This window comes from Marinobacter sp. X15-166B (genome assembly GCF_001752365.1).
In the GTDB taxonomy this organism is placed as follows: Bacteria; Pseudomonadota; Gammaproteobacteria; order Pseudomonadales; family Oleiphilaceae; genus Marinobacter.
In genome coordinates, this window is record NZ_MEIY01000001.1 from 1,509,444 (window position 1) to 1,532,189 (window position 22,746).

A 22,746-nucleotide genomic window follows, 5' to 3' on the forward strand; every position below is an offset into this window, starting at 1 on the left:
CCATGGGGACGGATCAGATCAGTCCCATGGCGTCCATGGCACGGGCGACTTTCAGAAAGCCGGTGATATTGGCGCCGACCACATAGTTACCCGGTGAGCCGAACTCGGCCGCGGTCTCGAAGCAATTGCGGTGGATGTTGATCATGATGTCCTCCAGACGCTGCTCGGTGTGCTCGAAGGTCCAGGAATCGCGGCTGGCATTTTGCTGCATTTCCAGCGCACTGGTGGCCACACCACCGGCGTTGGCTGCTTTGCCGGGGCCGTATGCGATGTCGGCGGCCTGGAACATCTGCGCCGCTTCGGTGGTGCAGGGCATGTTGGCCCCTTCGGCCACGGCGATGCAGCCGTTCTCGATCAGGGTCTTGGCGTCGCTGCCGTTGAGCTCGTTCTGAGTCGCGCAGGGCAGGGCCACGTCACAGGGAACACTCCACAGATTGCCGGCTTTCACGTAGCGTGAGCCCGGTTTCTCGTCGGCGTAGGTGCTGATGCGGCGACGCTCAACTTCCTTGATGCGCTTGACCAGCTGCAGATCAATACCGGCTTCGTCCACCAGAATGCCACTGGAATCCGAGCAGGCAATGATTTTGGCGCCGAACTGCATGGCTTTTTCCATGGCGTAGATGGCGACGTTGCCCGATCCGGATACGACCACGGTTTTGCCATCCAGAGAGTCGTTGCGCGCTTTCAGCATTTCCTGCACAAAGTACACGGTGCCGTAGCCGGTGGCTTCGGTGCGCGCACGGCTGCCGCCCCACCCCAGGCCTTTGCCGGTCAGTACGCCCGACTCGTAGCGATTGGTGATGCGCTTGTATTGACCGAACATGTACCCCAGCTCACGCTGGCCCACGCCGATGTCGCCCGCAGGTACGTCGGTGTATTCGCCCAGATGCCGGTACAGCTCGGTCATCAGGCTCTGGCAGAACCGCATGATTTCATTGTCCGATTTGCCTTTCGGGCAGAAATCGCTGCCGCCCTTGCCGCCGCCGATGGGCATGCCGGTCAGGGCATTTTTGAAGATCTGTTCAAAGCCCAGAAATTTGATGATGCCCAGGTACACGGAGGGGTGAAAGCGCATCCCGCCCTTGTAAGGCCCCAGAGCACTGTTGAACTCAACCCGGAAGGCCCGGTTGATGTGAATTTCACCCTTATCGTCCTGCCAGGGCACCCGGAAAATGATCTGACGCTCCGGCTCACAGATGCGCTGAATGATTTTGCTGTCAACCAGATTAGGGTATTTGGTCAGTACCGGCCCGAGGGTTTCAAGAACCTCGTGCACGGCTTGGTGAAACTCGCTTTCACCCGGATTGCGGTGGAGCACATCCTGGAAGATAGGTTCCAGTTTTTCGTCAAGTCTTGCCACCATATTGAGTCTCCTGAGTTGTGAAATCTGGTCACGTAGTAAATCTTGAACGGCGCGTAGGTGTAAAAAAGGGACAATTACACCGGTCTGGCGCGCTTAGCTATCAACTCCAGACGGGATTAATATGTGTATACGGGTGTTCAGCGGTGTCGCGGGAGCCCCATCATACGGATGATGACGAGGTATTACGATGGGAATGACTGAAAACCTTTTGCCTGTTAGTCAATGGATAATAACCGCTATTTTGTTTTTTTTCATCACTTTTCGAGCGGTTCTTAGCGTCAATTGGGCCCAGTTGCGCAAAAATCAGGCACTGCAGCACAGTTTTTTCGGCGCTGCGGTGGTGTTGGCACTCCTGTGGCACATGCGGGCGGGGCTGGCACCGGGGTTGTCCATTCACATTTTCGGCATCACCGCGGTGGTGCTGATGCTGGGGTGGGGGTTGGCGGTTATTGCCGGGTTGCTGGCGCTGGTATTGGTGGTCATCACCGGACGCGAACCCGCCATCATGTTTGCCGCCAACGGGCTGATCACCGTAATCATCCCGGCGCTGGTGAGCCATCGCATCATGTTGTGGGAGCGGCGCCGGGGGTTTCGGAATTTCTTTGCCTATATTTTTGTCTGTGGCTTTTTTGGTGCCGCCCTTGCGGTGGCCGCCGCGGGGGTAACCATGGTGGTGCTGCTGTGGTTGGCCGGGGTTTACCCCTGGAGCGAGCTGGTCAGTGAATACCTGCGTTACCTGCCGTTGATCATGGCGCCGGAGGGGTTTGTGAATGGCACCGTGGTGACCGGGTTGATGGTGTTTCATCCCGAGCGCCTGCTGACCCTCGATGTGCGCCGTTATCGCTGACCGCGCCGCCCGCACCCGGTGCGGCGGATTCAGGGGGTCGGGTCGAGCCCCCGCTGCTCACGCCAGGCGGCGTAGCGAAACAGGTCGGCTTCCACCAGGGTGAGGCACACCGCCACCACCCCGGCGTCATCCAGCAGTCCAAAACCGGGAATGAGATCGGGAATCAGGTCGAGCGGGTTGAGCAGGTACAGTAACGCGCCGGCCACCGCAGCGATGGCCTTCCAGGGAACGGTGCGGTAATGGCCGTGCCAGTAGTCACGCAGCAGGGCAAACATCAACTGGATATCGGTGCCAAAGCGCGCCAGGCGGCCACTGTTTTTGACCCGTTCTTCAATGCGGTGCTGCCGGGCCAGCAGCGCTTCCAGATCGGCACCGGTCACCCGGTTGGCGCTGGCGTGCAATTCGTCTGTGGCCTGCTTGGTGGTGAAGGGGCGCATGGGGAGCATTCCTCGCTTTCAGAGCCTGGGGGTCATCATCGCTGAAACGGGCGGGGTTGCCAATGACCGGTACCAACGGAATGTACGCCTCGGGCGGCGGTAACGCCCCCGGCGCATGGGTTTTGGTCAAAAAGTGTGCTAGTATCCTTCCCCTTTTTATGAATATTCCATCCAATACCCTGGTCGCCATTCTATGCAACCCGCAAGACTTCTGTTTGATTACCCCAAATTCTGGGCCGAGTGCTTCGGTCCGTCGCCGTTCCTGCCGATGTGCCGGGAAGAAATGGACCAGTTGGGGTGGGATTCCTGCGATGTGATCATCGTCACCGGTGACGCCTACGTGGATCACCCCTCCTTTGGCATGGCGGTCATTGGCCGGCTGCTGGAAGCCCAGGGGTTTCGGGTGGGCATCATTGCGCAACCCGACTGGCACAGCAAAGACGACTTCATGAAGCTGGGGCGGCCCAATCTGTTTTTCGGGGTGGCCGCCGGCAACATGGATTCGATGATCAACCGCTACACCGCTGACCGCAAGGTGCGCTCCGACGATGCCTACACTGCCGGCGGCGTCGGCGGCAAGCGTCCGGACCGGGCCAGTCTGGTGTACACCCACCGGTGCAAAGAAGCCTACAGGGATGTGCCTGTAGTGTTGGGGGGCATCGAAGCGTCGCTGCGCCGGATTGCCCATTACGATTACTGGCAGGACACGGTGCGCCGTTCCATTCTGGTGGACTCGGGGGCGGACATTCTGCTGTACGGTAACGCCGAGCGGGCCATCGCCGAGGTGGCCCTGCGACTGTCGTTCGGTGAAACCGTGGCGTCCATGACGGATATCCGCGGTACCGCCTTTATTCGCCGTGACAGCGGGGCGGACTATTACGAGCTCGACTCCACCCGGGTGGATCGCCCCGGTCGGGTCGACAAACTGATCAGCCCCTACGTCAATACCCAGGACACGCAGAGTTGTGCGACCACCCAGGCCGAAGGTCCGGAAGCGGACACAGATACCACGGTGGTGGTCGACCTGCTGCCCAGTTCGCGCATCAGTCGCGACAAGACCGTGGTGCGGCTGCCGTCCTTTGAGAAGGTACGCAACGACCCGGTCCTGTATGCGCACGCCAACCGGGTACTGCATCAGGAAACCAACCCGGGCAACGCCCGCGCGCTGGTGCAGAAACACGGTGACCACGATATCTGGTTCACCCCGCCGCCGATTCCGCTGACCACGGAAGAGATGGATTACGTGTTTGATCAGCCGTTTGCCCGGGTGCCTCACCCCAGTTACGGCGACGCCAAAATTCCCGCCTATGACATGATCCGTTTTTCGGTCAATATCATGCGCGGCTGCTTTGGGGGCTGTACCTTCTGCTCGATCACCGAGCACGAAGGCCGGGTGATCCAGAACCGCTCGCAAGACTCCATCCTGCGGGAAATTGAGGCCATGCGCGACAAGGTGCCGGGCTTCACCGGGGTGGTGTCGGATCTGGGCGGTCCCACCGCCAACATGTACCGCATGGCGTGCAAATCCCCGGAGATCGAAAAAGCCTGCCGGTTGCCCTCCTGCGTGTTCCCGGGCATCTGCAGCAACCTCAACACCGATCACTCGGCGCTGATTGAGCTCTATCGCAACGCCCGTGAGTTGCCCGGCGTCAAAAAAGTGCTGATCGCCTCCGGGCTGCGTTACGATCTCGCCGTGGGCTCGCCGGAATATGTGCGTGAGCTGGTGACCCACCATGTGGGGGGGTATCTGAAAATTGCCCCGGAACACACCGAAGAAGGCCCGCTCAACAAAATGATGAAGCCGGGTATCGGTGCCTACGACCGCTTCAAGCGGATGTTCGAAAAATTCACCAAAGAAGCGGGCAAGGAGCAGTACCTGATTCCCTACTTCATCGCCGCCCACCCGGGGACCACCGATGAAGACATGATGAATCTGGCCCTGTGGTTGAAGCGCAATGGTTTCCGCGCCGATCAGGTGCAGGCGTTTTACCCGTCGCCGATGGCCACGGCGACCACCATGTACCACACCGAGCGTAACCCGCTGAGCAAGGTCACCTATAAAACCGAGAAGGTGGGCACGGTGAAAGATCCGGAGCAACGCCGCCTGCACAAAGCCTTTTTGCGCTACCACGATGCCAATAACTGGCCCCTGCTGCGGGAAGCGTTAATGCGCATGGGGCGCGCCGATCTGATCGGCCCCGGTAAACACCAGTTGATTCCCAAAGACCAGCCGGTAGCGCAGGGGTACAAAAGTGCCCGTCGCAAAAACTCCACTGCTCCGGGCGCCCGCAAGGCCGGCAAACCGCTACTGACCCAACACACCGGCTTGCCGCCCCGGTCCACCGACGGCCGCCGGCCGCCGGCGCATCGGGGTGCCCCCAAGCCGGGCGCCCGCCGGGGGGCCGACCGGGCCAGGGCGCGCGTCAAACACTGAAATGACGCTTTGGTGGCCACGGGCGATGGGTAGAATATGCCCCATCGTCCGTGCCCTGTGTGTCGTTTTCCACCCATAATTCACCGCGCGCCTGACGCTTTCCGCGCTCATTTCTCCGCATCTTACAGAAAACATTAAAGTTTTTTTAATGTGGTTCGCTATTTGCCTAGTTTCATCGGTTATACTGTTGCGCGCTCAAAGCGCCTGTGAGGCAAGCTTTGGCAAGCGGATTTCATGAAAACAATGACGATGAATCTGGAGCAAGTATGAGCATCAAGCGTTCTTTGGTTATGGCGGTCGCTGCGGCCAGCTTTACGATGGCGGGCGTGGCGAGCGCTCAGGACCGGTCAGACTGGCCTGATAACTTCACCGTAGGCACAGCGAGTCAGGGCGGCACCTATTTCGCTTATGGATCTGGCTGGGCCAATTTCGTTGCTGAAAATCTGGGCGTGTCCGGCGGTGCCGAAATTACCGGTGGCCCGGTCCAGAACATGGCGCTGGTCCACACCGGTCAGCTGAAGTTCGGTCTGACCACTCTGGGGCCTGCCCGAGAGTCCTTGGACGGCAACAGTCCTCTGGCACCGGGAATGAAAATGGACAACGTGTGTGCGTTGTTCCCCATGTACGAGACCCCGTTTTCGGTCACTGCGCTGAGCAGCAGCGGTATTACCAACATTTCCGAGATTCCGGCCGGCTCAACCATCGGTTTCGGTCCCGCGGGCTCTACTTCTGATACCTATTTCCCGAAAATGATGGACACCTTGGGTGTTGATTACCGGCGTCGTAACGGCAGCTGGACGGATCTGGGCGGGCAGCTGCAGGATGGCCTGATTGATGTGGTGGCGTTCGCGGCGGGGATCCCCATTCCTGCGGTCAGCCAGCTCGAGGTGCAGACCTCGGTCAACATTCTGGAGTTCACCGAAGAGGAACAGCAGAAACTGATCGACGCGTTCCCGGTCTCGGCCTTTACCATTCCGGCCAGCACGTACAGCACCTTGAAAGAGGACGCACGGGCGGTGTCCATGTGGAACTTCGCCATCGCCAGCTGCGATGTGTCTGAAAGCTTTGTCTACGAAATGACCAAGCTGACCATGGAGAACAACGACAAGATGGTGTCCATTCACAAGGCCGCTACCAACAGTGTGCCCGAGAACTACACCAAGAACACCTTCCTTCCCTGGCATCCGGGCGCCGCTCGCTGGTTTAACGAAAACGGCTACACCATCGACGCCAACCTGATCAAGTAATGGGCGCGGGGCTTCGGCCCCGCTGTTTTTGGCCATGGGCCAGTGTGCAACTGGCCTTCGTATTTCTGGAAAGTTAACGACATTATGACCACCACCCCGCATGAAAAAGATTCCGCTGCCGAGTTGCTCATGGGCGCACCTATCGTTGTTGAGGGAGTGGATGAAGAGCCCATAGAAGCCAACCGACGGTTGTTCGACGGCTGGTTGCTGCGCGCCGTCACCACGCTCGCCATTGCGTATTCGGTGTTCCACCTTTACACCCTTAACATCGCCCCTCTGGAAACCTGGTCGTTCCGGATTGTGCACGTGTGTGGTGCTCTGGTACTGGGTTACATCCTGTTTGCCGGCAACCACTTTGAAGCCGACAACCCCGACAAGCACCGCCATGGCTGGACCACCTGGGTGGCTGCGCTGCTGCTGATACCGGCGGCCTATGCGCTGGTGCAGACGGGCATCATGTACCAGATGGTGCTGGACGGTGCGATGCGCCTGCCGGCAGAAATGGAAACCTGGCAGTTTGGCTGGCCGCTGTTGTTGGCCACCGGTGCGGGCATCGTGGTGAGCTGGTTTCACCACCGCGGCCGTGCGGTGTTCAGCCTGCCGGACCTGGTATTGATTGTCTGCTCGGTGGCGGCCTCGGCCTATCTGTTGGTGGTCTATAACACCAGCATGCGCATGTCTACGGGCACCCCGTTTGCGCCGGTAGGCATTTCGTTTGCCGCGGTTGCGGGAACCGCATTGATCATGGAAATGACCCGCCGCCTGACCGGCATGGCGTTGGTGGTTATTTCTCTGGTGTTTCTGGCCTACGTATTCCTCGGACCCTACCTGCCGGGCTTTTTGGGATACCCGGGGTTGTCGGTGCAGCGCTTCTTCAGTCAGGTGTACACCGACGCGGGCGTGTTGGGGCCCACCACCGCGGTCTCCTCAACCTATATCATTCTGTTCATTATCTTCGCCGCGTTTTTGCAGGCCTCCAAAGTCGGCGATTACTTCGTCAATTTTGCGTTTGCGGCTGCGGGGCGCTCCCGGGGCGGACCGGCCAAGGTCTCCATCTTTGCGTCCGGACTCATGGGTATGATCAACGGCACCAGTGCCGGTAACGTGGTGTCGACCGGATCGCTCACCATACCGCTGATGAACAGGGTCGGTTACAGCCGCAAATCAGCGGGTGCGGTGGAAGCGGCGGCTTCCACCGGTGGCCAGATCATGCCTCCGATCATGGGGGCCGGCGCGTTCATCATGGCGGAAATTACCGGCATTCCCTACACCGACATCGCCATCGCCGCCATCATTCCGGCGATTCTCTACTTTGCCTCGATCTACTTCATGGTGGACCTGGAAGCTGCGCGCACCGGTATGCGCGGCATGCGCAAGGACGAGCTGCCGGTGCTGCGTAAACTGGTAAAGCAGGCCTATCTGTTTGCCCCCATCCTGATCCTGATCGTGGCCTTGTTCATGGGCTATTCGGTCATTCGTGCCGGCACCCTGGCGACCGTCTCGGCGGTGGTGGTCAGTTGGTTGTCGCCCCACAAAATGGGCCTCCGCGCAATCCTCCGGGCGCTGAATCTGGCCAGCATCATGTCGATTCAGATCATCGTGGTGTGTGCCTGTGCCGGGGTCATTGTCGGGGTGATATCGCTTACCGGGGTAGGCGCGCGCTTTTCATCCCTGCTGCTGGGCGTGGCGGAAGCGAGCCAGTTGCTGGCGCTGATATTCGCGATGCTGATCTCCATCCTGCTGGGCATGGGCATGCCCACCACAGCGGCCTATGCAGTGGCGGCGTCGGTGGTGGCACCGGGGCTGGTGAAGCTGGGCATTGATCCGCTGACCGCGCACTTTTTCGTGTTCTATTTCGCGGTGGTATCGGCGATAACACCTCCGGTGGCACTGGCGTCGTATGCCGCAGCGGGGATCTCGGGGGCCAATGCGATGGAAACCTCGGTGGCCTCCTTCCGCATGGGGCTGGCGGCGTTCATCGTGCCCTTTATGTTCTTCTACAACGGAGCCTTGCTGATGGAAGCCGGCGCCGGAGCCATTGTGCAGGCCCTGGTAACCGCTCTGTTTGGGGTCTACCTGCTGTCTGCCGCGGTGCAGGGCTGGTTTGTGAATCGTCTGGCCGGAGTGCTGGTACGCCTGTTGTTGCTGGCGTCTGCACTGCTGATGATCGAGGGCGGCCTGATGACCGACCTGTTGGGCATCGGTGCCGCGGTGGTTGCCTTTTTGCTGCAAAAGCAGTTTGGTGGCCAGCAGCCGGCGGCCTCCTGATAATCGCCAGGACAGCCCGTTGAAAACCCTGAGCGGGTTGTCCTGGTCGACTGCAGTGACTAGTCTGAGGGCTGTCTGCACGAGCCCGACCACTATGATATATCGATTATGGGCCGGTGCCGCCTTCCTGCTGACCCTGCTAGTGGCATGGCAGCTGGGGGGGTGGGCCGGTTACCAGCAGGTGGAGCGGGAGAGTCTGGAAGACTCTTTCCGCTACAGCCAGCTGATAGCCAACGAACTGAAGCGCTATCGGGCCATTCCCGAACTGATGGCCGAACACCCGTTAATGTTGCAGGTGCTGGAAACCCCCACCGACCCCTCTTTGCTGCTCCAGGCCAACATCGAAATGAAGCGCATGGCGCACATTGTGGGCAGTTCCGACGTCTACCTGATGGATCGCACGGGGTTGACCATCGGGGCCAGCAACTACCAGTCGCCCGACAGTTTCATCGGCGGCAACTTCAGCTACCGGCCTTACTTCAGCGAGGTCATCGCCTCGGGCACTTCAGCGTTTTACTTTGCCCTCGGCGCCGCTTCGAATGTCCGTGGGCTGTTTTTTTCCAGTCCGGTCAACAACGACGTGGGCGACCTCCTCGGAGTGCTGTCGGTCAAAGTACAAGTGGAAGGGCTGGAGTCCCAGTGGCGTCGGCCCGTGTCTCTCAATAACGCCGAAATGGTGGTGCTGGATGAAGACGGCATCAGTTTTATGGCGAGCCGGGCGCAATGGTTGTACCGGGATTTTGAGGCCGGGCGGATGGATGACGGCAAGCGCGCACGTACCGGCCTGCGGTACCCCCGGCAGGATACCCGGCCGATCTCCATTACCCGCCTGGGGCGGCCCGGGGGGGTGTCGGCGCGCACTCAGCGTCTGCTGATAACCGATGATCAGCATCAGAGCCGGGAATACCTGTCGGTGCGTACGCCGCTGCCGCAACTGGATTGGTCGCTGCGGGTGATGGTGGCAACCGAAGCGGTACTGTGGACCCGATTGCGCTTTGTGCTGGCCGGGGCGGGGTTGTTTCTGGGGTGTGTGCTGGCCTGGCTGTATCTGCGTGAGCGTTATCGCCGCGAAGCCGAACTGGCGCAACGGGGCGAACAGCTGGAGTTACGGGTCCGGGAACGCACCGCGGCGCTGGAAGCCTCCAACCAGCGGCTGCTGACGGAGATCGATCAGCGGGAACAGGCCGAGGCCGAGTTGCGGGAAACCCAGCAGGAACTGATACAGGCCGCCAAGCTGGCAGTGCTGGGGCAAATGTCGGCGGGGCTGAATCACGAAATGAACCAGCCACTCACCGCGATCCAGTCGTACGCCCGGAACAGCCAACGGTTCTTGCAGCGCAACGAGCACACCATGGTTGATGCCAATCTCAAGGAAATCATCAGCTTGTGTGACAAAATGGCGGATCTTACCCGGCAGTTCAGAGTGTTTGCCCGCAAATCCGAGGGCCGGCCGGCGACGGTGGATCTGCGCATGGCGGTGGATGCGGCGCTGAAGATCATGTGGGCCCAGGGTGACGACACCCGCAACATTGATTTGCATTGGGATCGACCGACGCAGCCGGTCTGGTGCCACGGTGATCTGATTCGTATCGAGCAAGTACTTATTAACCTGTTAAGCAATGCCAGACAGGCGGTTGAACAAACCGATAAACCGCAAATAACCATTGTGATCATTGACCGGGGAGCGGTATGGCAGTGCCAGATTACCGACAATGGCCCGGGGCTTCCGGCCAATACCGAACAGATTTTCGAGCCCTTCTTTACCACCAAATCGGTGAAGCAGGGGCTGGGGTTGGGGTTGTCCATTTCTCGCCAGATTGTGGACGCATTGGGCGGACAACTCACCGGGTGTAATCGGGATGACGGCCCCGGTGCCCGCTTTGTGCTGACGCTACAAAAAAAGGACCTCGCAGAATGACAGAACCCATGGTCGTTTTTATTGATGATGACCCGGATATTCGCCAGGTGATTGCGCAAACGCTGATGCTGGATGACATCTCCGTGGCATGCTTTGCCGATGGCGCCAGCGCGCTGGCGACCCTCGATGAAACCTTCTCCGGCGTGGTGTTGTGCGATTACAACATGCCGGAAATGGACGGCCTGGCGGTACTGGGCGCCATCCAGGCCATGGACCCTGGCATTCCGGTGATTCTGCTCACCGGCGAAGGTGATATCAGTACCGCGGTGACCGCCATGCATCAGGGCGCTTACGATTTTATTGAAAAGCCGTTCGACCACGACGCCTTGATCGAGTTGTTGCGCCACGCCCGGGAAAAGCGTCAGCTGGAGCTGGAAAACCGGCGGCTCAAAATGCAAGTGAAGATGCTGGCCCGGCCCGGTCCCAAATTGCTGGGCAGTTCGGATGCCATGCAGAAAGTGATCGCCACCATCAACCCCATAGTAGAAATCCCGGCGAATGTGCTGTTGTGGGGGGAAACCGGTGTCGGCAAAGACGCTGTGGCCCGATATATTCATGAAAACAGTGCCCGCAACGCCCATAATTTTGTCGCCATCAACTGCGGTGCGGTGCCGGAAAACCTGATTGAATCGGAGTTGTTCGGCCACGAAGCGGGGGCCTTCACCGGTGCCGACCAGCGCCGGATCGGCAAATTCGAGCACGCCCATGGGGGCACCCTGTTTCTGGACGAAGTGGAAAGCATGCCGTTGGCGCTGCAGATCAAACTGCTGCGGGTGCTGGAAGAGCGCAGTGTCGAGCGGCTGGGCAGCAATAGTCCGCAGGCGGTGGATGTGCGCGTGATTGCGGCCACCAAAGCGGATCTCAAGGCGCTGAGCGATGAAGGCCGGTTTCGCCTCGATCTGTATTACCGGCTCAATGTGGTCGGCGTCAGCATCCCTCCGTTGCGGGAGCGCAAAGAAGACATCCCGGTCCTGTTTCATCACTTTGCCTTGATCGCCGCAGCCCGCTATGGCCGAGAAAGCATACCCCTCAATGCCGCTCAGGCGGCGCATCTGATGCAGCAGAGCTGGCCCGGTAACGTCCGGGAGTTGCGCAATCTGGCTGAACGCTATGTGCTGCTGGGACCTGCCACGCTGATGGACAATGACAGCCGGGGCGCGGGCGGTCCGCTGACCAAGGCGGCCGGTCGGCAGACGCTGGCGGAGATGGTGGAGGCGTTTGAGCGATCGGCCATTGCCGCGGCCTTGCATCGCTGTGGTGGCAGCATCAAGGACACCATGGTGGAGCTGGGTCTGGCCCGGAAGACCCTGTACGACAAGATGAAACGCTACCGTCTGGACAAAGCCGAATTCAAAGACGGCGATCAGCCCTGACCTGAGCGCACCGGCGCGCAGACGCCCACATCAGCAAGGTGTTCCGCTCAAGAAATCCACTGCGCGGCCGTTAAGCCCCTACAGAACCGAACGGCAGGCGCCGGTTTTGGTAGCCTGCCCCGGCGTTGTTGGCCAGCTTGGAGGGTGGATCGTGAGTGTATTGAGTCAATTAAGTATTCGCATGCGGCTGTTGTTGGCGATTCTCGTGCCGGTGACGTTAACGGCCCTGGTCGGGGCGGCCGTATCCGTCAATGAAATCCGCAGTAACGGCGACGCCGAACTGCAGCGCCTGCACGAAACGTTGCTGGGGGCCCGCCAGGAAGGCTTGAAGAACGTGGTGGAAACTGCGCGCAGCGTGGTCGAAGCGGTGAGTCAGGATCCCTCATTGAGCGATGCCGAGGCCAGGCAGGAAGCCCTGCGACGGATCCGGGCAATCGATTTTGGCGACAACAACTACGTCTTTGCCTACGAGCGTGATTTTCGCACCCTGGCGCTGCGCACCAATCCCGCCAGTGAAGGCTCCATCGTAACCAACCCCAAGGTTCAGAATTTGATCCGCGACCTGTTCAGTGTCGCCAGAAGCGGTGAGCCCCTCGCCTACGAATGGGCCAACCTGGCGTCCGGGGGTAAGGTTGAGCCGAAAATCGCCTACTCCGCGATCATCGACAAATGGGACTGGATGCTGGGGGCCGGTGTGTACACTACCGACATTGATGCGGTGGTTGCGGAGGCGGCAGCCAATATCGACCGGCAAATTGCGTCCACCCTCGGTGTTATTCTGATGGCGACCCTGGTGGTGGTGGTCGCCTCGCTGGTGGTGGGCAGTCTGGTGATTCGTACGGTGACCCGACCACTGAATCGTGTGACCGGCCTGATGCGGGAAATTGCCGAAGGTGACGGCGACTTGCGCCAGCGCTTGCCGGATCGCGGCTCGGATGAGCTGGCCGAACTGGGGCGCCGGTTCAACGCCTTTGTCGGCAAGATACAACACGCCATGCAGGAGGTGGGCACGACCACCCATCAGCTGGCTTCAGCTGCGGAAGAGCTCAGCAGCGTGGCGGTGGAAACCAGCCAGTCGGTCCAGGAGCAAGGGTCGCAAACCGACCAGATTGCGTCGGCCATCAACGAAATGGCCGCAACCATTCAGCAAATTGCCGGCAACGCCAACTCCGTGGAAAGTGCCGCGTCCGACGCGGATCGCCTCGCCCGGGAGGGCGGTGAAACCATCGGTAACGCCCAGACCGCGGTGAACCAGCTGTCCGCTGAAATTGAACAGAGTGCGCAGAGCATCGCCTCATTGGCGGAGCGTTCCGACTCGATCCAGCAGGTGCTGGACGTGATTCATTCGGTTACTGATCAGACCAACCTGCTGGCATTGAATGCCGCCATCGAAGCCGCCCGGGCCGGTGAGCATGGCCGGGGGTTCTCGGTGGTTGCCGACGAGGTGCGCCAGTTGGCACACCGCAGTGCCGAATCCGCCGACCAGATTCGCGAGATGATCGATGGCTTCGTGACCGAATCCCGCACCGCGGTCGCCCGTATGGAAGCCGCACAGCAGCATTCGGGGGCAACCGTTGAGCGGATTGATCACGCCACCGGGGCACTCACCACCATCGAAACATCCGTCGGCCATATTCACGAGCAGGTCACCCAGATCGCCGCTGCCGCCGAGCAGCAAGGTCAGGTGGCGGAAGAAATCAACCAGCACATTGTAGGCATTGTGGACGCCGCGCAGCGCAGTGACGCCGGGGTATCCCAGACCACCGCCGCCAGTCAGGAACTGGCACGGCTGGGTGAAAGCTTGCGATCGCTGGTGGGACAGTTCAAGGTTTGACCCGGAAAACGGGCCCGTGGCTTTTTATCGCTGCAGAGGGCGGTTATGATGCTCGGGTAACAACTCGGTTATGCAGTTACATAATTGATAATAAAGGGATGGCTAGATTGATATGAAATCATTACGACTAACGGTCGCGGCGGGTGTGCTGGCGTTGTTGACGCTGGCGAGTGCCCCCGCCCTGGCAGAGAAAACCTACACTCTGAAGCTGGCGGAAACCTGGGGACCAAATTACCCGATTCTGGGGGATACCACCAAGAACATGGCGGCCATGGCCGAAAAAATGTCCGGTGGCCGGCTGAAGATCCGCATTGATTCGAGCAACCGGCACAAAGCGCCGTTCGGCATTTTTGACATGGTAAAAGCGGGCCAGTACGACATGGGCCACACTGCTTCTTACTATTACAAAGGCAAAATCCCCAACGCCATGTATTTCACCACCATCCCGTTCGGCCTGATGGCGCAGGAACAGTACGCCTGGTTTTACCACGGCGGTGGCATGGAATTGATGCAGAAGGTGTACGAGCCCCATGGAATGTTGTCCTTCCCGGGTGGTAACACCGGCAACCAGATGGGTGGCTGGTTCCGTAAAGAGATCGAAAGCGTCGACGACCTGAAAGGGTTGAAAATGCGGATTCCGGGCTTTGCCGGCGAAGTGATGGCCGAACTCGGTGTGGCGGTGACCAACATCCCACCAGGCGAGTTGTACACTTCGCTGGAGCGGGGCACCATTGATGCCCTCGAGTGGGTGTCTCCGGGGCTGGATCTGCCCATGGGCTTCCACCAAATTGCCGATTACTACTATTCCGGCTGGCAGGAACCCGGAGCTGAAGTGCAGTTCCTGATCAACCTCAAAACCTGGAACAAACTTCCGGAAGATCTGCAGGAAATTCTGCGCGTGGCCATCCGCACGGCGGCCTATGACATGTACAGTCAAAGCACCCACGCCAACGGTATGGCCTGGGACAAAATGAAGGAAGATTATCCGAACGTCACCCACAAGACCTTCCCGCCGGCGGTGATTGAGGCTCTGCAGGAAGCCAACGAACGGTTGTTGCGGAAAGAAGCCGAAAACAATGCTCTGGCGAAAGAGATCATTGATTCGCACATGAACTATCTGAACATTGTGCGGAAGTGGACCAATATTTCGGATCGTGCCTACCTGAACACGGTGGCTCCCGAAGAAGACTGACCGCCACTCCCTGTGTCTGGAGAGCACCGCCGCGGCGGGCTCTCCAGCGCTCTCCAACCCGCTCACGTCTTTCCTCACTAACTCCAAAATCAGGCAGACCGCCAGATTAGTCTTGCCTCATCAAACGATAATAATTATCATTGCGATTCTTGTTGCTGCTGATTTGGTGGGGATTCTTGTGGACGCTGCTCTTTCTGTCGCTGTCACTTCCAAAGTTGACCGGATGCAAACGGTATTGGTTGCCGGTGGCCCGGTGGTCTGGATTCTGGCGGTATTTTCGGTTGTCGCCCTGACCATTATTCTGGTGAAATTATGGCAGTTCTCTCAGGCACGGGCCGAGAGTACCGCCGATGTCAGTGCGGCGTTGTCGATGTGGCGCCAGGGTAAGGGCGCCGATGCGGTCAAGGCACTGGATACGCAGCGTCCCGTTTCTGCGGTGGTGGCGCATGCAATGCAGGGCCACCTGGAGGCGGCCAACGATGCCCTGCTGCGGGAAGAAACTGAGCGCATCGCTACCGGATACCTGAACGGGTTGCGCAGCTTTTTCCGCCCGCTTGAAGTCATTGGCTCATTGAGTCCACTGCTGGGCCTGCTGGGTACCGTCATGGGGATGATTGTTGCGTTTCAGCAAATGGAAACCGCCGGCAGTCAGGTGGATCCGTCGGTGCTGTCCGGGGGGATCTGGCAGGCCCTGTTGACCACCGCCGTGGGGTTGGCCGTGGCCATTCCGGTAGTCGCGGCGCATGCCTGGCTGGAGCGCAAGGTTGATCGGGTGTCCGCCAGCATGAGTGACGCCGTGACCCGGGTATTTACCTGCCCACCGGTGTCCGTGCAGGCCGCCGGGTCTGCGGAGGCATTGCAGAGTGCAGCTTGATGCCGCACCGGTAAGGCGCGCCAGGGGCATCAGCATGACGCCATTGATTGACGTGGTGTTTATTTTGTTGCTGTTCTTCATGCTGACCTCCAGCTTCGTCAGCTGGCGGCAGTTGGAGGTGGTGTCGCCGACGACCAGTGCCGACTCCCCCGCAGAGGTGCAGATTATTCGCCTGACCTCGAACCAGGGGCGCCTGGAACACGACGGGCGCATCTATGCACCGGCCAGTGACCAGGACCTGGCTGCATTGGTGGCCGCCGCGCCGGAGGCCGTGTTTGCCATCCAGGCGGATGGCCGGCTGCATACCCAGGCCATTATCAGCTTGCTGGACCGGTTGAAACACGCCGGCGCAGCCCATGTGTCGCTGGTGGAGGGGCCGTAATGAGATTTTCCGCGACGCCGCCGAAGAAAGACCTGGCTGCGGATGACAACCTGGTGCCGTTGATCAATATCGTATTTCTGATGCTGATTTTCTTCATGGTGGCCGGACAAATCACCGCGTCCGATGCGGCACTGGTTCAGCCGCCTGAATCCCTGACAGCCGCCCAAGCGAAAGAGCACCCGGTGACGCTCCTGGTGACTGCGACGGGTGCCATGTACCTGGATGATGATGAGGTGACCGCGGAGCAACTGGTGTCAGCACTGGGTGTTCGGCTGGATGCAGCCGCTGACCCCGATGATGTCTCAGTGCTGGTCAAGGCGGACGCGGAACTGCCGGTGGACGAGCTGCACCAGGTGTTGCGCCATATCAGGAACTCCGGCTTGTTGCGGGTCGCGTTGCTTGCCCGTCAGGGTGATACCGGATGATTGCCAAACACCACTGGCTCAGTGCGGGGGTGATGGCACTGGCGCTGCACGCGCTGGTGTTTGCAGCCATGGCGCGCACCGCCAATGAGCAAGAAGGCGCAGCAGCACCGGGGCAACAGGGTGTGGAGATCGGGTTGGGCATGCTTGGCGACTTGGGCACCGAGGCCGAGACCGTCGAGGTAAAAACAGCGCCACAGAAAGTTGTTGAGCCCGCATCGGCAGAGCCGCCGAAACCCGAGACACCCCCCGCCAGGCCGGCCCCGGTTATCGCCAAGCCGGTACCGCCGGTACAAACAGCGGAAGTGAGGGTAAAGAAAGACCCGCCAGAGCCGAAGCCGGAGCCTGAGCCAGAACCTGAGCCAGAACCTGAGCCAGAACCGGAGCCAGAACCGGAGCCAGAACCGGAGCCAGAACCGGAGCCAGAACCGGAGCCAAAACCGGAGCCAAAACCGGAGCCAAAACCGGAGCCAAAACCGGAGCCAAAACCGGAGCCAAAACCGGAGCCAAAACCGGAGCCAGAGGTTACCGCAGAACCGGCCAAGGCCGCCAGTAACACCGTGGACGCTGCTGCTCAGGGCACCAACCCCCAATCTGCCCGCAAGACCAGTACGGGCAGCGGCCAGTCGAATGCATCGGGTGGTCATCCGGGTGCGCGCAGCTCCTATTTAACAAGGGTGGCGGCCAAACTGGCGCGTTATAAACGCTATCCGATGATGTCGCGCCGCCGCGGGCAGGAAGGTGTAACCGAGCTCAGCTTTGTGGTGGACCGCCAGGGGCGTATTGTGCAGTCGAGCGTTACCACCTCGTCCGGCCATCCCGAGTTGGACAAGGCGGTGCTGCGCATGCTGAAGAACGCGGCCCCGCTACCACCGTTCCCGGATGATCTCGCTGGGCAAACTCTGAGCGTCTCAATTCCGGTGGCGTTCCGCTTGAGTGACCGGCGCTGACCAACGTCAGTCAGAATCACTCAGCTGTCGTTGATCGTGAGTAAAACTGATGCAAGAGAGGCTCTCCGGGAGGAGGGGGGGGGGCGAATGGCAATGAGAATTGTTTGCGTTTGTGCGAGTGGTGAACCATAGTCAGACGGGACCGAACGCAGATACACCAAGGTGATAAACCCGGAGGCAAACATGAGTGACTCAGCGGTTCAGATGGCCGGTTCTACCCGTTCCCTGTTGAAGGCGTGGAAGCGACTCCAACGAGCGGTAAATGAAGATAAAAAGAGTGACAAGCCCGACCCGGGCCGAACGTGGTCGGTACACCAGTGACAGCGATGTGGATAGGGCCACCTGGTAGATGATTGCTGCAAAATTGTCACGTCAGGACAGTACTGCTGCGAGGAAACGGGAGAGGCTTTGGTAGGTGCGTGCGCAGGCGTCCGCTGCCAGATCTTCCAGATTCAGGTAGGCGTGAATCATGGTGTCTTCGTGATGGCGTTGAGCGTTTACGCCAGCCCGCTGCAGTCGATCGATGTACGCAACCCCTTCATCCCGCAGTGGACAAAACCCTGCGGTAGCCAGCCAGGTGGCCGGATGTCGCGCGGAAATGGGCATAAACAGGGGTGAGACCTCGCGGCGGGGTTCGTTCTGTTGCAGGTAGTGATCGAAGTACCATTCGATACGGTCTTGTTCCAGCAGGTAACCGCGAGCCCGTTGCCTCACCGAGGGGCAGGACAGGGTGTAGTCGAGACTCGGGTATATCAGCGCCTGGCGCTGGATCGGTAAGCTGTTGTCCTGCTGGCTCAAGGCGCTGAGGGTGGCGCAGAGTGCGCCACCGCCAGAATCCCCTACCAGGCTTAACGCCGGCAAAAAGCGCAGCGGCAGCTGATCCAGCCGCGACCAAAGCCCGCGGATGACGGCAAGACAATCTTCCAGAGCGGCGGGATACGGCCATTCCGGTGCCAGTCGGTACTCTACTGCCACGATCAGCTGGCCGGATGCAGCCGCAAGCCGGCGACAGATGGGGTCGTACACCGAAATACTGCCGCACATGTGGCCGCCACCATGAATAAACAGCACCACTGGCGTGGGGTGATCCGGCGCCGGGTCGTAAACCCGCAGGGGGACCGAGTGGCTTTCGCTGGTCAACACCGTATCGGTAATTGAGGCGACTCGCGATTGCCTGGTGACGAAAGACTCAGTCATGCGGGCCAGGCCGCTGCGCATCATTTCGGGCGTGACCCGGGTGTTGTTGGCGCGCTGCCGTGAGCTCAGCTGATTCGCCGCCACGAGCCACTCCGCCAATTTGGGGTCCAGCTTGTCAGTGCTCAGCATTGGAACAGCACCAGGGCTTCGCCGCGACAGATGAAGCGATCACCTTCGCCCGTGCAGATGGTGGTGAGATTAACCAGGGCCTTGTCTGGCCGCAGCCGCGATACGGTGACGGTGGCGGTGAGTTCTTCATCGGCGCGGGCGTGCTGCTCGAATGCCAGCCATTGTTTCAGGTAGTTGGTGCCATGTCCCGGCAACTCCATGCCCAACAGGCAGGAAAACAGACCGGCGATCAACGGCTCTGGTACGCTGGTCGGCGGCTGCTCCAGCTGCGCCAGTTGACCCCATAAATCGAGGTCGTCGGGACTGAAACGGCGACGGATACTGGCTTGCTGGCTCAGAACCAGTTGTTGAAAACGGGGGAAGGTGTTCTGGTTCATGATGCCGTTCCCGTGTTCGGTTCCAAATAGCATTGACCTTGCAGGCAGGCGGTGCCGTCGTTTTTGAGAACCTGAGTATTCAGGATAAGAGCTGAGCTGCTGGCCGCCCTGGTCACGTCGATCCGCAGTGTCAACGCTTCGTCCGCGAATGCCGGGGCAGGGAACACCAGTTCTTGTGTGGCCAGGGTATACGTTGGGAAGGTACGCAGCAGGCACCCTCGCAGCACGGTAAACAGCAGCATGCCGTGGGATACCGTGGCGCCGAAGCGAGTCCGCGCGGAGAAGTCCGGGTCGACGTGAATCGGGTTATGGTCACCGCTCAGATGTGCAAAGCGGTTGAAGTCGTCCTGGCTGAGCCGGAATGCTTCCTTGATCGGGGTCAGATTGGTCATGTCAGCTCTTCCGCAATGATTGCTTGGTGATTTTACCCACGGCGTTACGAGGAAGTTGCTGCAGACACTCAAAGACCCTGGGGACCTTGTAGCCGGCCAGGCGTGCGCGGCAGAAGGCCTTTAGCTCTTCCGTATCCGGTGCCCGGGTCTGGCCGGCGAGGGAAAAGTACGCCTTGCCCACTTCTCCCCAGTGATCGTCGGCGATGCCAATAACCGCAACGTCTGCAATCGCCGGGTGTTCCCGGAGAACGTTCTCAACCTCGGCGGGATAGACATTCTCACCACCGGAAATAAACATGTCTTTCCAGCGGTCAACAATGTAATAGCAGCCGTCGCTGTCACAGCGGGCTACGTCGCCGCTGTGAAACCAGCCCTCGGAACTGAAGGCATCGGCCGTTGCCTTCGGGCGATTCCAGTAACCTGGTGTAACGCCAGGCCCTCGTATCAGTAATTCACCGGCAGCGCCTCTGACCACATCTTTGCCATGGGTATCCACGATACGCACTTCCACCAGCAGCTGAGGCTTGCCGACAGACCCGGGCTTGTTGAGAACCGCGTCTTCATCCAGTAAAAACACCGTGGGTCCGGTCTCTGTCATGCCCATGCCGGTGCGTATTCGAATGCCGTCGTCGGCGTACTGTTTAGCTACCGAAAGCGGCAGTGGGGCCCCACCACATCCCCAGGAGCGGACGTTTGCCAGAGTCCGGGCATCAAATGCAGGCACCTCCCGTAAAGCCTGGTAGATTGCGGGCACGGCAAAAAATACCGTGGCACGCTCAGCCAATAGTGTCAGGGTGTGCCCTGCATCGAATGTACGGGAGACCAGCACACAACCGCCCGCCAGGAGCACGGCGCTGGAGTAAAGATTGATACCAGCGGTATGAAACAGAGGGAGTACGTTCAGCAACACGTCGTCCTGAGTCAGGCCGACGGCCACGCCGATGTTGAAATAGTTGGATTCCATCATCCGGAAGGTCTGAATCACCCCCTTGGGGCGTCCCGTGGTACCGGAGGTATACAGAAGGTACCAGGGACGATCCGGGCTGCGCACCGGATGAGGGCTCAGGTCAGGGGTGGCGTTGGCCAGATCCTGTTGGTAGCAAGTGTGGTTGTCGGCAATGCAGGTATCTTCCAGAGCGATCCCCAGCACACCGGCAGTGGTCAGGTGGTGCGCTGTTTCTGCAAACTCCTCCCCGTAAATCAGGGCACCGGGTTCCGCGTCTGCCATCAGCATCTGCAGCTCCGGTCGTGCCAGACGCCAATTCAGCGGCACCAAAATCAGGCCGGCTTTGGCACAGCCGAACAACATGACAAAAAATTCGGCGCGGTTGTGTCCCAGGTAGGCGACCCGGTCGCCGGGAGCCAGCCGCCAATGTTGACGCGCTGCTGCGGCGAAGCGGGCAGCCCGGGCGTTGAGCTCTCGATAGTTGTAGGTGACGCCATCGTGCGTGTCTTCCAGCGCCGGGCGCTCCGGCGTCGCCTGTGCCCGTTGCGCGAGTAGATCGAACATCTCCATGGAATACCTCGCTGTTGTTTTTGTTGCTTTAGTTACCAGGGATTGTCAGGTTGCCCGCTTCAAGAACGCGGCCATGCCCTGGTGCGCTTCGTCGGAGTGAATCTGCTCAAGGAATTGGCGGAATTCCTGGTCGAGCTGGCGCGCGGTGATCGCCAGATCGGGGCGGTTCAGGCTTAACGTCCGGCGCACACTGTCGGGTTGTTTACGCAGCAGGGTCTGACACAAGTTGGCGACTTTGGCCGGCAGCTGGTCGTTGTCGACCAGATAGTGGGCCAGACCGTAATCCACGGCTTTCTGAGCGGTAAGGGTGCGGTTGGTCAGTTGCATCTCCAGCGCTCTGGAGGCGCCGATTTTTTGCCCCATGAGCCCGGTCCAGCCACCATCCGGGCTGAAACCGACCACTGTGTACCAGGGCGCGAAACTCGCTTGCTCGGCAACCACCACAATGTCGGCCGCCAGTACCAGACCCACCGAGCCACCGGTGACCAGACCGTGCACTGCGGCAACGGTGGGGAAGGGCAGGTCGAGCAGCGCCAAAATCACCCGGTTCAAGCGGCCGACGACCTCACTGGCATAGGCCTGGCGCGCACGCTGTGGCGTGTCAAAGAAAGCGCTCACATCACCCCCGGAGGAAAACGATCTTCCTTCGGCGTCCAGGATCAGCGCCCGTGGGTTGGCGCGGCGGCAGGCAGCCAGCGCACTGAGCAGCTGGCCCAGCAGCGCGGGTGTCAACGCGTTATGGCGCTCGGGACGGTCCAGCGTAATACGGGCAACCTGGCCATCCAGGCGGTAGCGTACGCATGTGTCGGTCATGCCAGATCCTTGTTCAGTCAGGACTTCGGGTCCAGGGCCAAACCGTGTTGCAGCAGATCCGATACCGTGGCGATTATGTCGTCCACCGGTACATCCTGTTCCCACAGGGCGAATCGCAGACCCAAAAAGTTGGACAGCCCCATCAGCGCCCAGACGCGTATTTCATCATTGCCCGGGCGAATCTCACCTTTGCGGGTGGCATCTGCCAGCATGCGCAAGTAGCCGCGGCCGAAGGCTTCGTAATATTCCCGGTAGATGGACTCATCAACAAACTGGGCTTCCTGCAGTACCCGATACAGCGAGGGGTTGTCAGCCACGTATTGCAGAAATGCCTTCAGCCCCAGGGTTTCTGCGGCAAGGCGACCGTCGGCATCTTTCACTGCGGCGGCCAGGTGGGCGCGAACCTTATGCCCCATGTCGCGCACCAGTTCCCGCAAGGTGTCTTCCTTGGTTGCGAAATAGGTGTAGAACGTGCCCTGGGCAACGCCGGCCAGCCGGGTGATATCGCTAACGCCGGCCTGGTGATAGCCGAGGCTGCCAAAGGCGTCTTCAGCGGCTTTCAGGATCTTGGCCCGGGTCCGGGCGCCCCGCGCCGTTTTGGGCGCCTCCCGGGCAGGGCTTTTGGTGTTGTGTTTGATTGTGTTCATGCTGTCGATTTAAGTTCAAACATGAACTGATTGTCAACTAAATTGAGTTGTATTGCGATCAAGATCAATCGGTCTTGACGCTTTAATGAGGTTAATTTGCTGTTTTTATTGCTATTTTGTTAGCGAAAGGTGGT

Annotated in this window: 20 protein-coding genes; 12 read left to right on the top strand and 8 right to left on the bottom strand. The window is 59.9% G+C overall.

The window, feature by feature from the left end; all coding sequences use genetic code 11:
• Positions 1-13: 13 nt before the first annotated feature.
• Positions 14-1,363, bottom strand: a complete 1,350-nt coding sequence (gdhA, locus tag BG841_RS07155) for an NADP-specific glutamate dehydrogenase (protein WP_070057028.1) — start codon at positions 1,361-1,363, stop codon at positions 14-16.
• 187 nt (positions 1,364-1,550) lie between these two features.
• Here gdhA and BG841_RS07160 point away from each other — a divergent pair, with 187 nt between their 5' ends.
• Positions 1,551-2,210 (top strand): energy-coupling factor ABC transporter permease, encoded by a 660-nt coding sequence (locus tag BG841_RS07160; protein ID WP_070057029.1) that lies wholly within the window; start codon positions 1,551-1,553, stop codon positions 2,208-2,210.
• A 29-nt stretch (positions 2,211-2,239) separates the two neighbouring features.
• On the opposite strand, the gene BG841_RS07165 is transcribed toward BG841_RS07160, so the two are convergent.
• Positions 2,240-2,647 (bottom strand): YkvA family protein, encoded by a 408-nt coding sequence (locus BG841_RS07165; protein ID WP_070057030.1) that lies wholly within the window; start codon positions 2,645-2,647, stop codon positions 2,240-2,242.
• Between the two features lie 193 nt (positions 2,648-2,840).
• Between BG841_RS07165 and BG841_RS07170 the strand changes: the two genes are divergently transcribed.
• The 11 genes from BG841_RS07170 (at position 2,841) to BG841_RS07220 (ending at position 17,541) form a co-directional block, all read left to right on the top strand.
• Positions 2,841-5,081 carry a YgiQ family radical SAM protein gene (locus BG841_RS07170; protein WP_074454307.1) on the top strand — a complete coding sequence of 747 codons (2,241 nt, stop codon included), beginning with the start codon at positions 2,841-2,843 and terminating at the stop codon, positions 5,079-5,081.
• A gap of 272 nt (positions 5,082-5,353) precedes the next feature.
• Complete coding sequence (locus BG841_RS07175; protein WP_070058729.1) at positions 5,354-6,328, top strand: TAXI family TRAP transporter solute-binding subunit; 975 nt, start codon at positions 5,354-5,356, stop codon at positions 6,326-6,328.
• Between the two features lie 129 nt (positions 6,329-6,457).
• Positions 6,458-8,596, top strand: coding sequence for a TRAP transporter permease (locus tag BG841_RS07180; protein ID WP_416202627.1), 2,139 nt, complete (start codon positions 6,458-6,460; stop codon positions 8,594-8,596).
• A 94-nt stretch (positions 8,597-8,690) separates the two neighbouring features.
• A complete protein-coding gene (locus BG841_RS07185) occupies positions 8,691-10,514 on the top strand; it encodes a sensor histidine kinase (protein ID WP_070057032.1) in 1,824 nt (607 codons plus the stop codon).
• The gene (locus tag BG841_RS07190; RefSeq protein WP_070057033.1) at positions 10,511-11,887 is read left to right on the top strand and encodes a sigma-54-dependent transcriptional regulator; all 1,377 of its coding nucleotides are present in this window, start codon (positions 10,511-10,513) and stop codon (positions 11,885-11,887) included. The genes BG841_RS07185 and BG841_RS07190 overlap by 4 nt, the downstream gene beginning before the upstream one ends.
• Positions 11,888-12,038: 151 nt before the next feature.
• Complete coding sequence (locus BG841_RS07195; protein ID WP_070057034.1) at positions 12,039-13,721, top strand: methyl-accepting chemotaxis protein; 1,683 nt, start codon at positions 12,039-12,041, stop codon at positions 13,719-13,721.
• Between the two features lie 112 nt (positions 13,722-13,833).
• Positions 13,834-14,913 carry a TRAP transporter substrate-binding protein gene (locus tag BG841_RS07200; RefSeq protein WP_083260207.1) on the top strand — a complete coding sequence of 360 codons (1,080 nt, stop codon included), beginning with the start codon at positions 13,834-13,836 and terminating at the stop codon, positions 14,911-14,913.
• Between the two features lie 223 nt (positions 14,914-15,136).
• A complete protein-coding gene (locus tag BG841_RS07205) occupies positions 15,137-15,787 on the top strand; it encodes a MotA/TolQ/ExbB proton channel family protein (RefSeq protein WP_070057036.1) in 651 nt (216 codons plus the stop codon).
• Positions 15,788-15,821: 34 nt separating this feature from the next.
• Positions 15,822-16,169 carry an ExbD/TolR family protein gene (locus tag BG841_RS07210; RefSeq protein WP_070057037.1) on the top strand — a complete coding sequence of 116 codons (348 nt, stop codon included), beginning with the start codon at positions 15,822-15,824 and terminating at the stop codon, positions 16,167-16,169.
• Complete coding sequence (locus tag BG841_RS07215; protein WP_070057038.1) at positions 16,169-16,594, top strand: ExbD/TolR family protein; 426 nt, start codon at positions 16,169-16,171, stop codon at positions 16,592-16,594. Before BG841_RS07210 ends, BG841_RS07215 begins: the two co-directional genes overlap by 1 nt.
• Positions 16,591-17,541, top strand: a complete 951-nt coding sequence (locus BG841_RS07220) for an energy transducer TonB (protein WP_070057039.1) — start codon at positions 16,591-16,593, stop codon at positions 17,539-17,541. The genes BG841_RS07215 and BG841_RS07220 overlap by 4 nt, the downstream gene beginning before the upstream one ends.
• Positions 17,542-17,913: 372 nt before the next feature.
• Here the strand turns inward: BG841_RS07220 and BG841_RS07225 are convergent, their stop codons facing one another.
• The 6 genes from BG841_RS07225 to BG841_RS07250 are packed head-to-tail and all read right to left on the bottom strand — an operon-like array spanning position 17,914 to position 22,612.
• Complete coding sequence (locus BG841_RS07225) at positions 17,914-18,867, bottom strand: alpha/beta hydrolase (RefSeq protein ID WP_070057040.1); 954 nt, start codon at positions 18,865-18,867, stop codon at positions 17,914-17,916.
• Positions 18,861-19,244 (bottom strand): hypothetical protein, encoded by a 384-nt coding sequence (locus BG841_RS07230; RefSeq protein WP_070057041.1) that lies wholly within the window; start codon positions 19,242-19,244, stop codon positions 18,861-18,863. Before BG841_RS07230 ends, BG841_RS07225 begins: the two co-directional genes overlap by 7 nt.
• Positions 19,241-19,636 carry a MaoC/PaaZ C-terminal domain-containing protein gene (locus tag BG841_RS07235; RefSeq protein ID WP_070057042.1) on the bottom strand — a complete coding sequence of 132 codons (396 nt, stop codon included), beginning with the start codon at positions 19,634-19,636 and terminating at the stop codon, positions 19,241-19,243. The genes BG841_RS07230 and BG841_RS07235 overlap by 4 nt, the downstream gene beginning before the upstream one ends.
• 1 nt (position 19,637) lies before the next feature.
• Complete coding sequence (locus tag BG841_RS07240; protein WP_198929168.1) at positions 19,638-21,146, bottom strand: AMP-binding protein; 1,509 nt, start codon at positions 21,144-21,146, stop codon at positions 19,638-19,640.
• Between the two features lie 51 nt (positions 21,147-21,197).
• Positions 21,198-21,965: an enoyl-CoA hydratase/isomerase family protein gene (locus tag BG841_RS07245; RefSeq protein ID WP_070057044.1), complete on the bottom strand. Its 768-nt coding sequence runs from the start codon at positions 21,963-21,965 to the stop codon at positions 21,198-21,200.
• Between the two features lie 17 nt (positions 21,966-21,982).
• Entirely contained in the window at positions 21,983-22,612 is a 630-nt protein-coding gene (locus tag BG841_RS07250; protein ID WP_070057045.1) for a TetR/AcrR family transcriptional regulator, read from the bottom strand.
• Positions 22,613-22,746: the final 134 nt, after the last annotated feature.

Excerpts from the sequence above, each read along its gene's own strand:
- gdhA (WP_070057028.1), bottom strand. The coding sequence starts at position 1,363 with ATGGTGGCAAGACTTGACGAAAAACTGGAACCTATCTTCCAGGATGTG.
- BG841_RS07160 (WP_070057029.1), top strand. The coding sequence starts at position 1,551 with ATGGGAATGACTGAAAACCTTTTGCCTGTTAGTCAATGGATAATAACC.
- BG841_RS07165 (WP_070057030.1), bottom strand. The coding sequence starts at position 2,647 with ATGCGCCCCTTCACCACCAAGCAGGCCACAGACGAATTGCACGCCAGC.
- BG841_RS07170 (WP_074454307.1), top strand. The coding sequence starts at position 2,841 with ATGCAACCCGCAAGACTTCTGTTTGATTACCCCAAATTCTGGGCCGAG.
- BG841_RS07180 (WP_416202627.1), top strand. The coding sequence starts at position 6,458 with ATGGGCGCACCTATCGTTGTTGAGGGAGTGGATGAAGAGCCCATAGAA.
- BG841_RS07185 (WP_070057032.1), top strand. The coding sequence starts at position 8,691 with ATGATATATCGATTATGGGCCGGTGCCGCCTTCCTGCTGACCCTGCTA.
- BG841_RS07190 (WP_070057033.1), top strand. The coding sequence starts at position 10,511 with ATGACAGAACCCATGGTCGTTTTTATTGATGATGACCCGGATATTCGC.
- BG841_RS07200 (WP_083260207.1), top strand. The coding sequence starts at position 13,834 with ATGAAATCATTACGACTAACGGTCGCGGCGGGTGTGCTGGCGTTGTTG.
- BG841_RS07205 (WP_070057036.1), top strand. The coding sequence starts at position 15,137 with ATGCAAACGGTATTGGTTGCCGGTGGCCCGGTGGTCTGGATTCTGGCG.
- BG841_RS07210 (WP_070057037.1), top strand. The coding sequence starts at position 15,822 with ATGACGCCATTGATTGACGTGGTGTTTATTTTGTTGCTGTTCTTCATG.
- BG841_RS07215 (WP_070057038.1), top strand. The coding sequence starts at position 16,169 with ATGAGATTTTCCGCGACGCCGCCGAAGAAAGACCTGGCTGCGGATGAC.
- BG841_RS07220 (WP_070057039.1), top strand. The coding sequence starts at position 16,591 with ATGATTGCCAAACACCACTGGCTCAGTGCGGGGGTGATGGCACTGGCG.
- BG841_RS07225 (WP_070057040.1), bottom strand. The coding sequence starts at position 18,867 with ATGCTGAGCACTGACAAGCTGGACCCCAAATTGGCGGAGTGGCTCGTG.
- BG841_RS07230 (WP_070057041.1), bottom strand. The coding sequence starts at position 19,244 with ATGAACCAGAACACCTTCCCCCGTTTTCAACAACTGGTTCTGAGCCAG.
- BG841_RS07235 (WP_070057042.1), bottom strand. The coding sequence starts at position 19,636 with ATGACCAATCTGACCCCGATCAAGGAAGCATTCCGGCTCAGCCAGGAC.
- BG841_RS07240 (WP_198929168.1), bottom strand. The coding sequence starts at position 21,146 with ATGTTCGATCTACTCGCGCAACGGGCACAGGCGACGCCGGAGCGCCCG.
- BG841_RS07245 (WP_070057044.1), bottom strand. The coding sequence starts at position 21,965 with ATGACCGACACATGCGTACGCTACCGCCTGGATGGCCAGGTTGCCCGT.
- BG841_RS07250 (WP_070057045.1), bottom strand. The coding sequence starts at position 22,612 with ATGAACACAATCAAACACAACACCAAAAGCCCTGCCCGGGAGGCGCCC.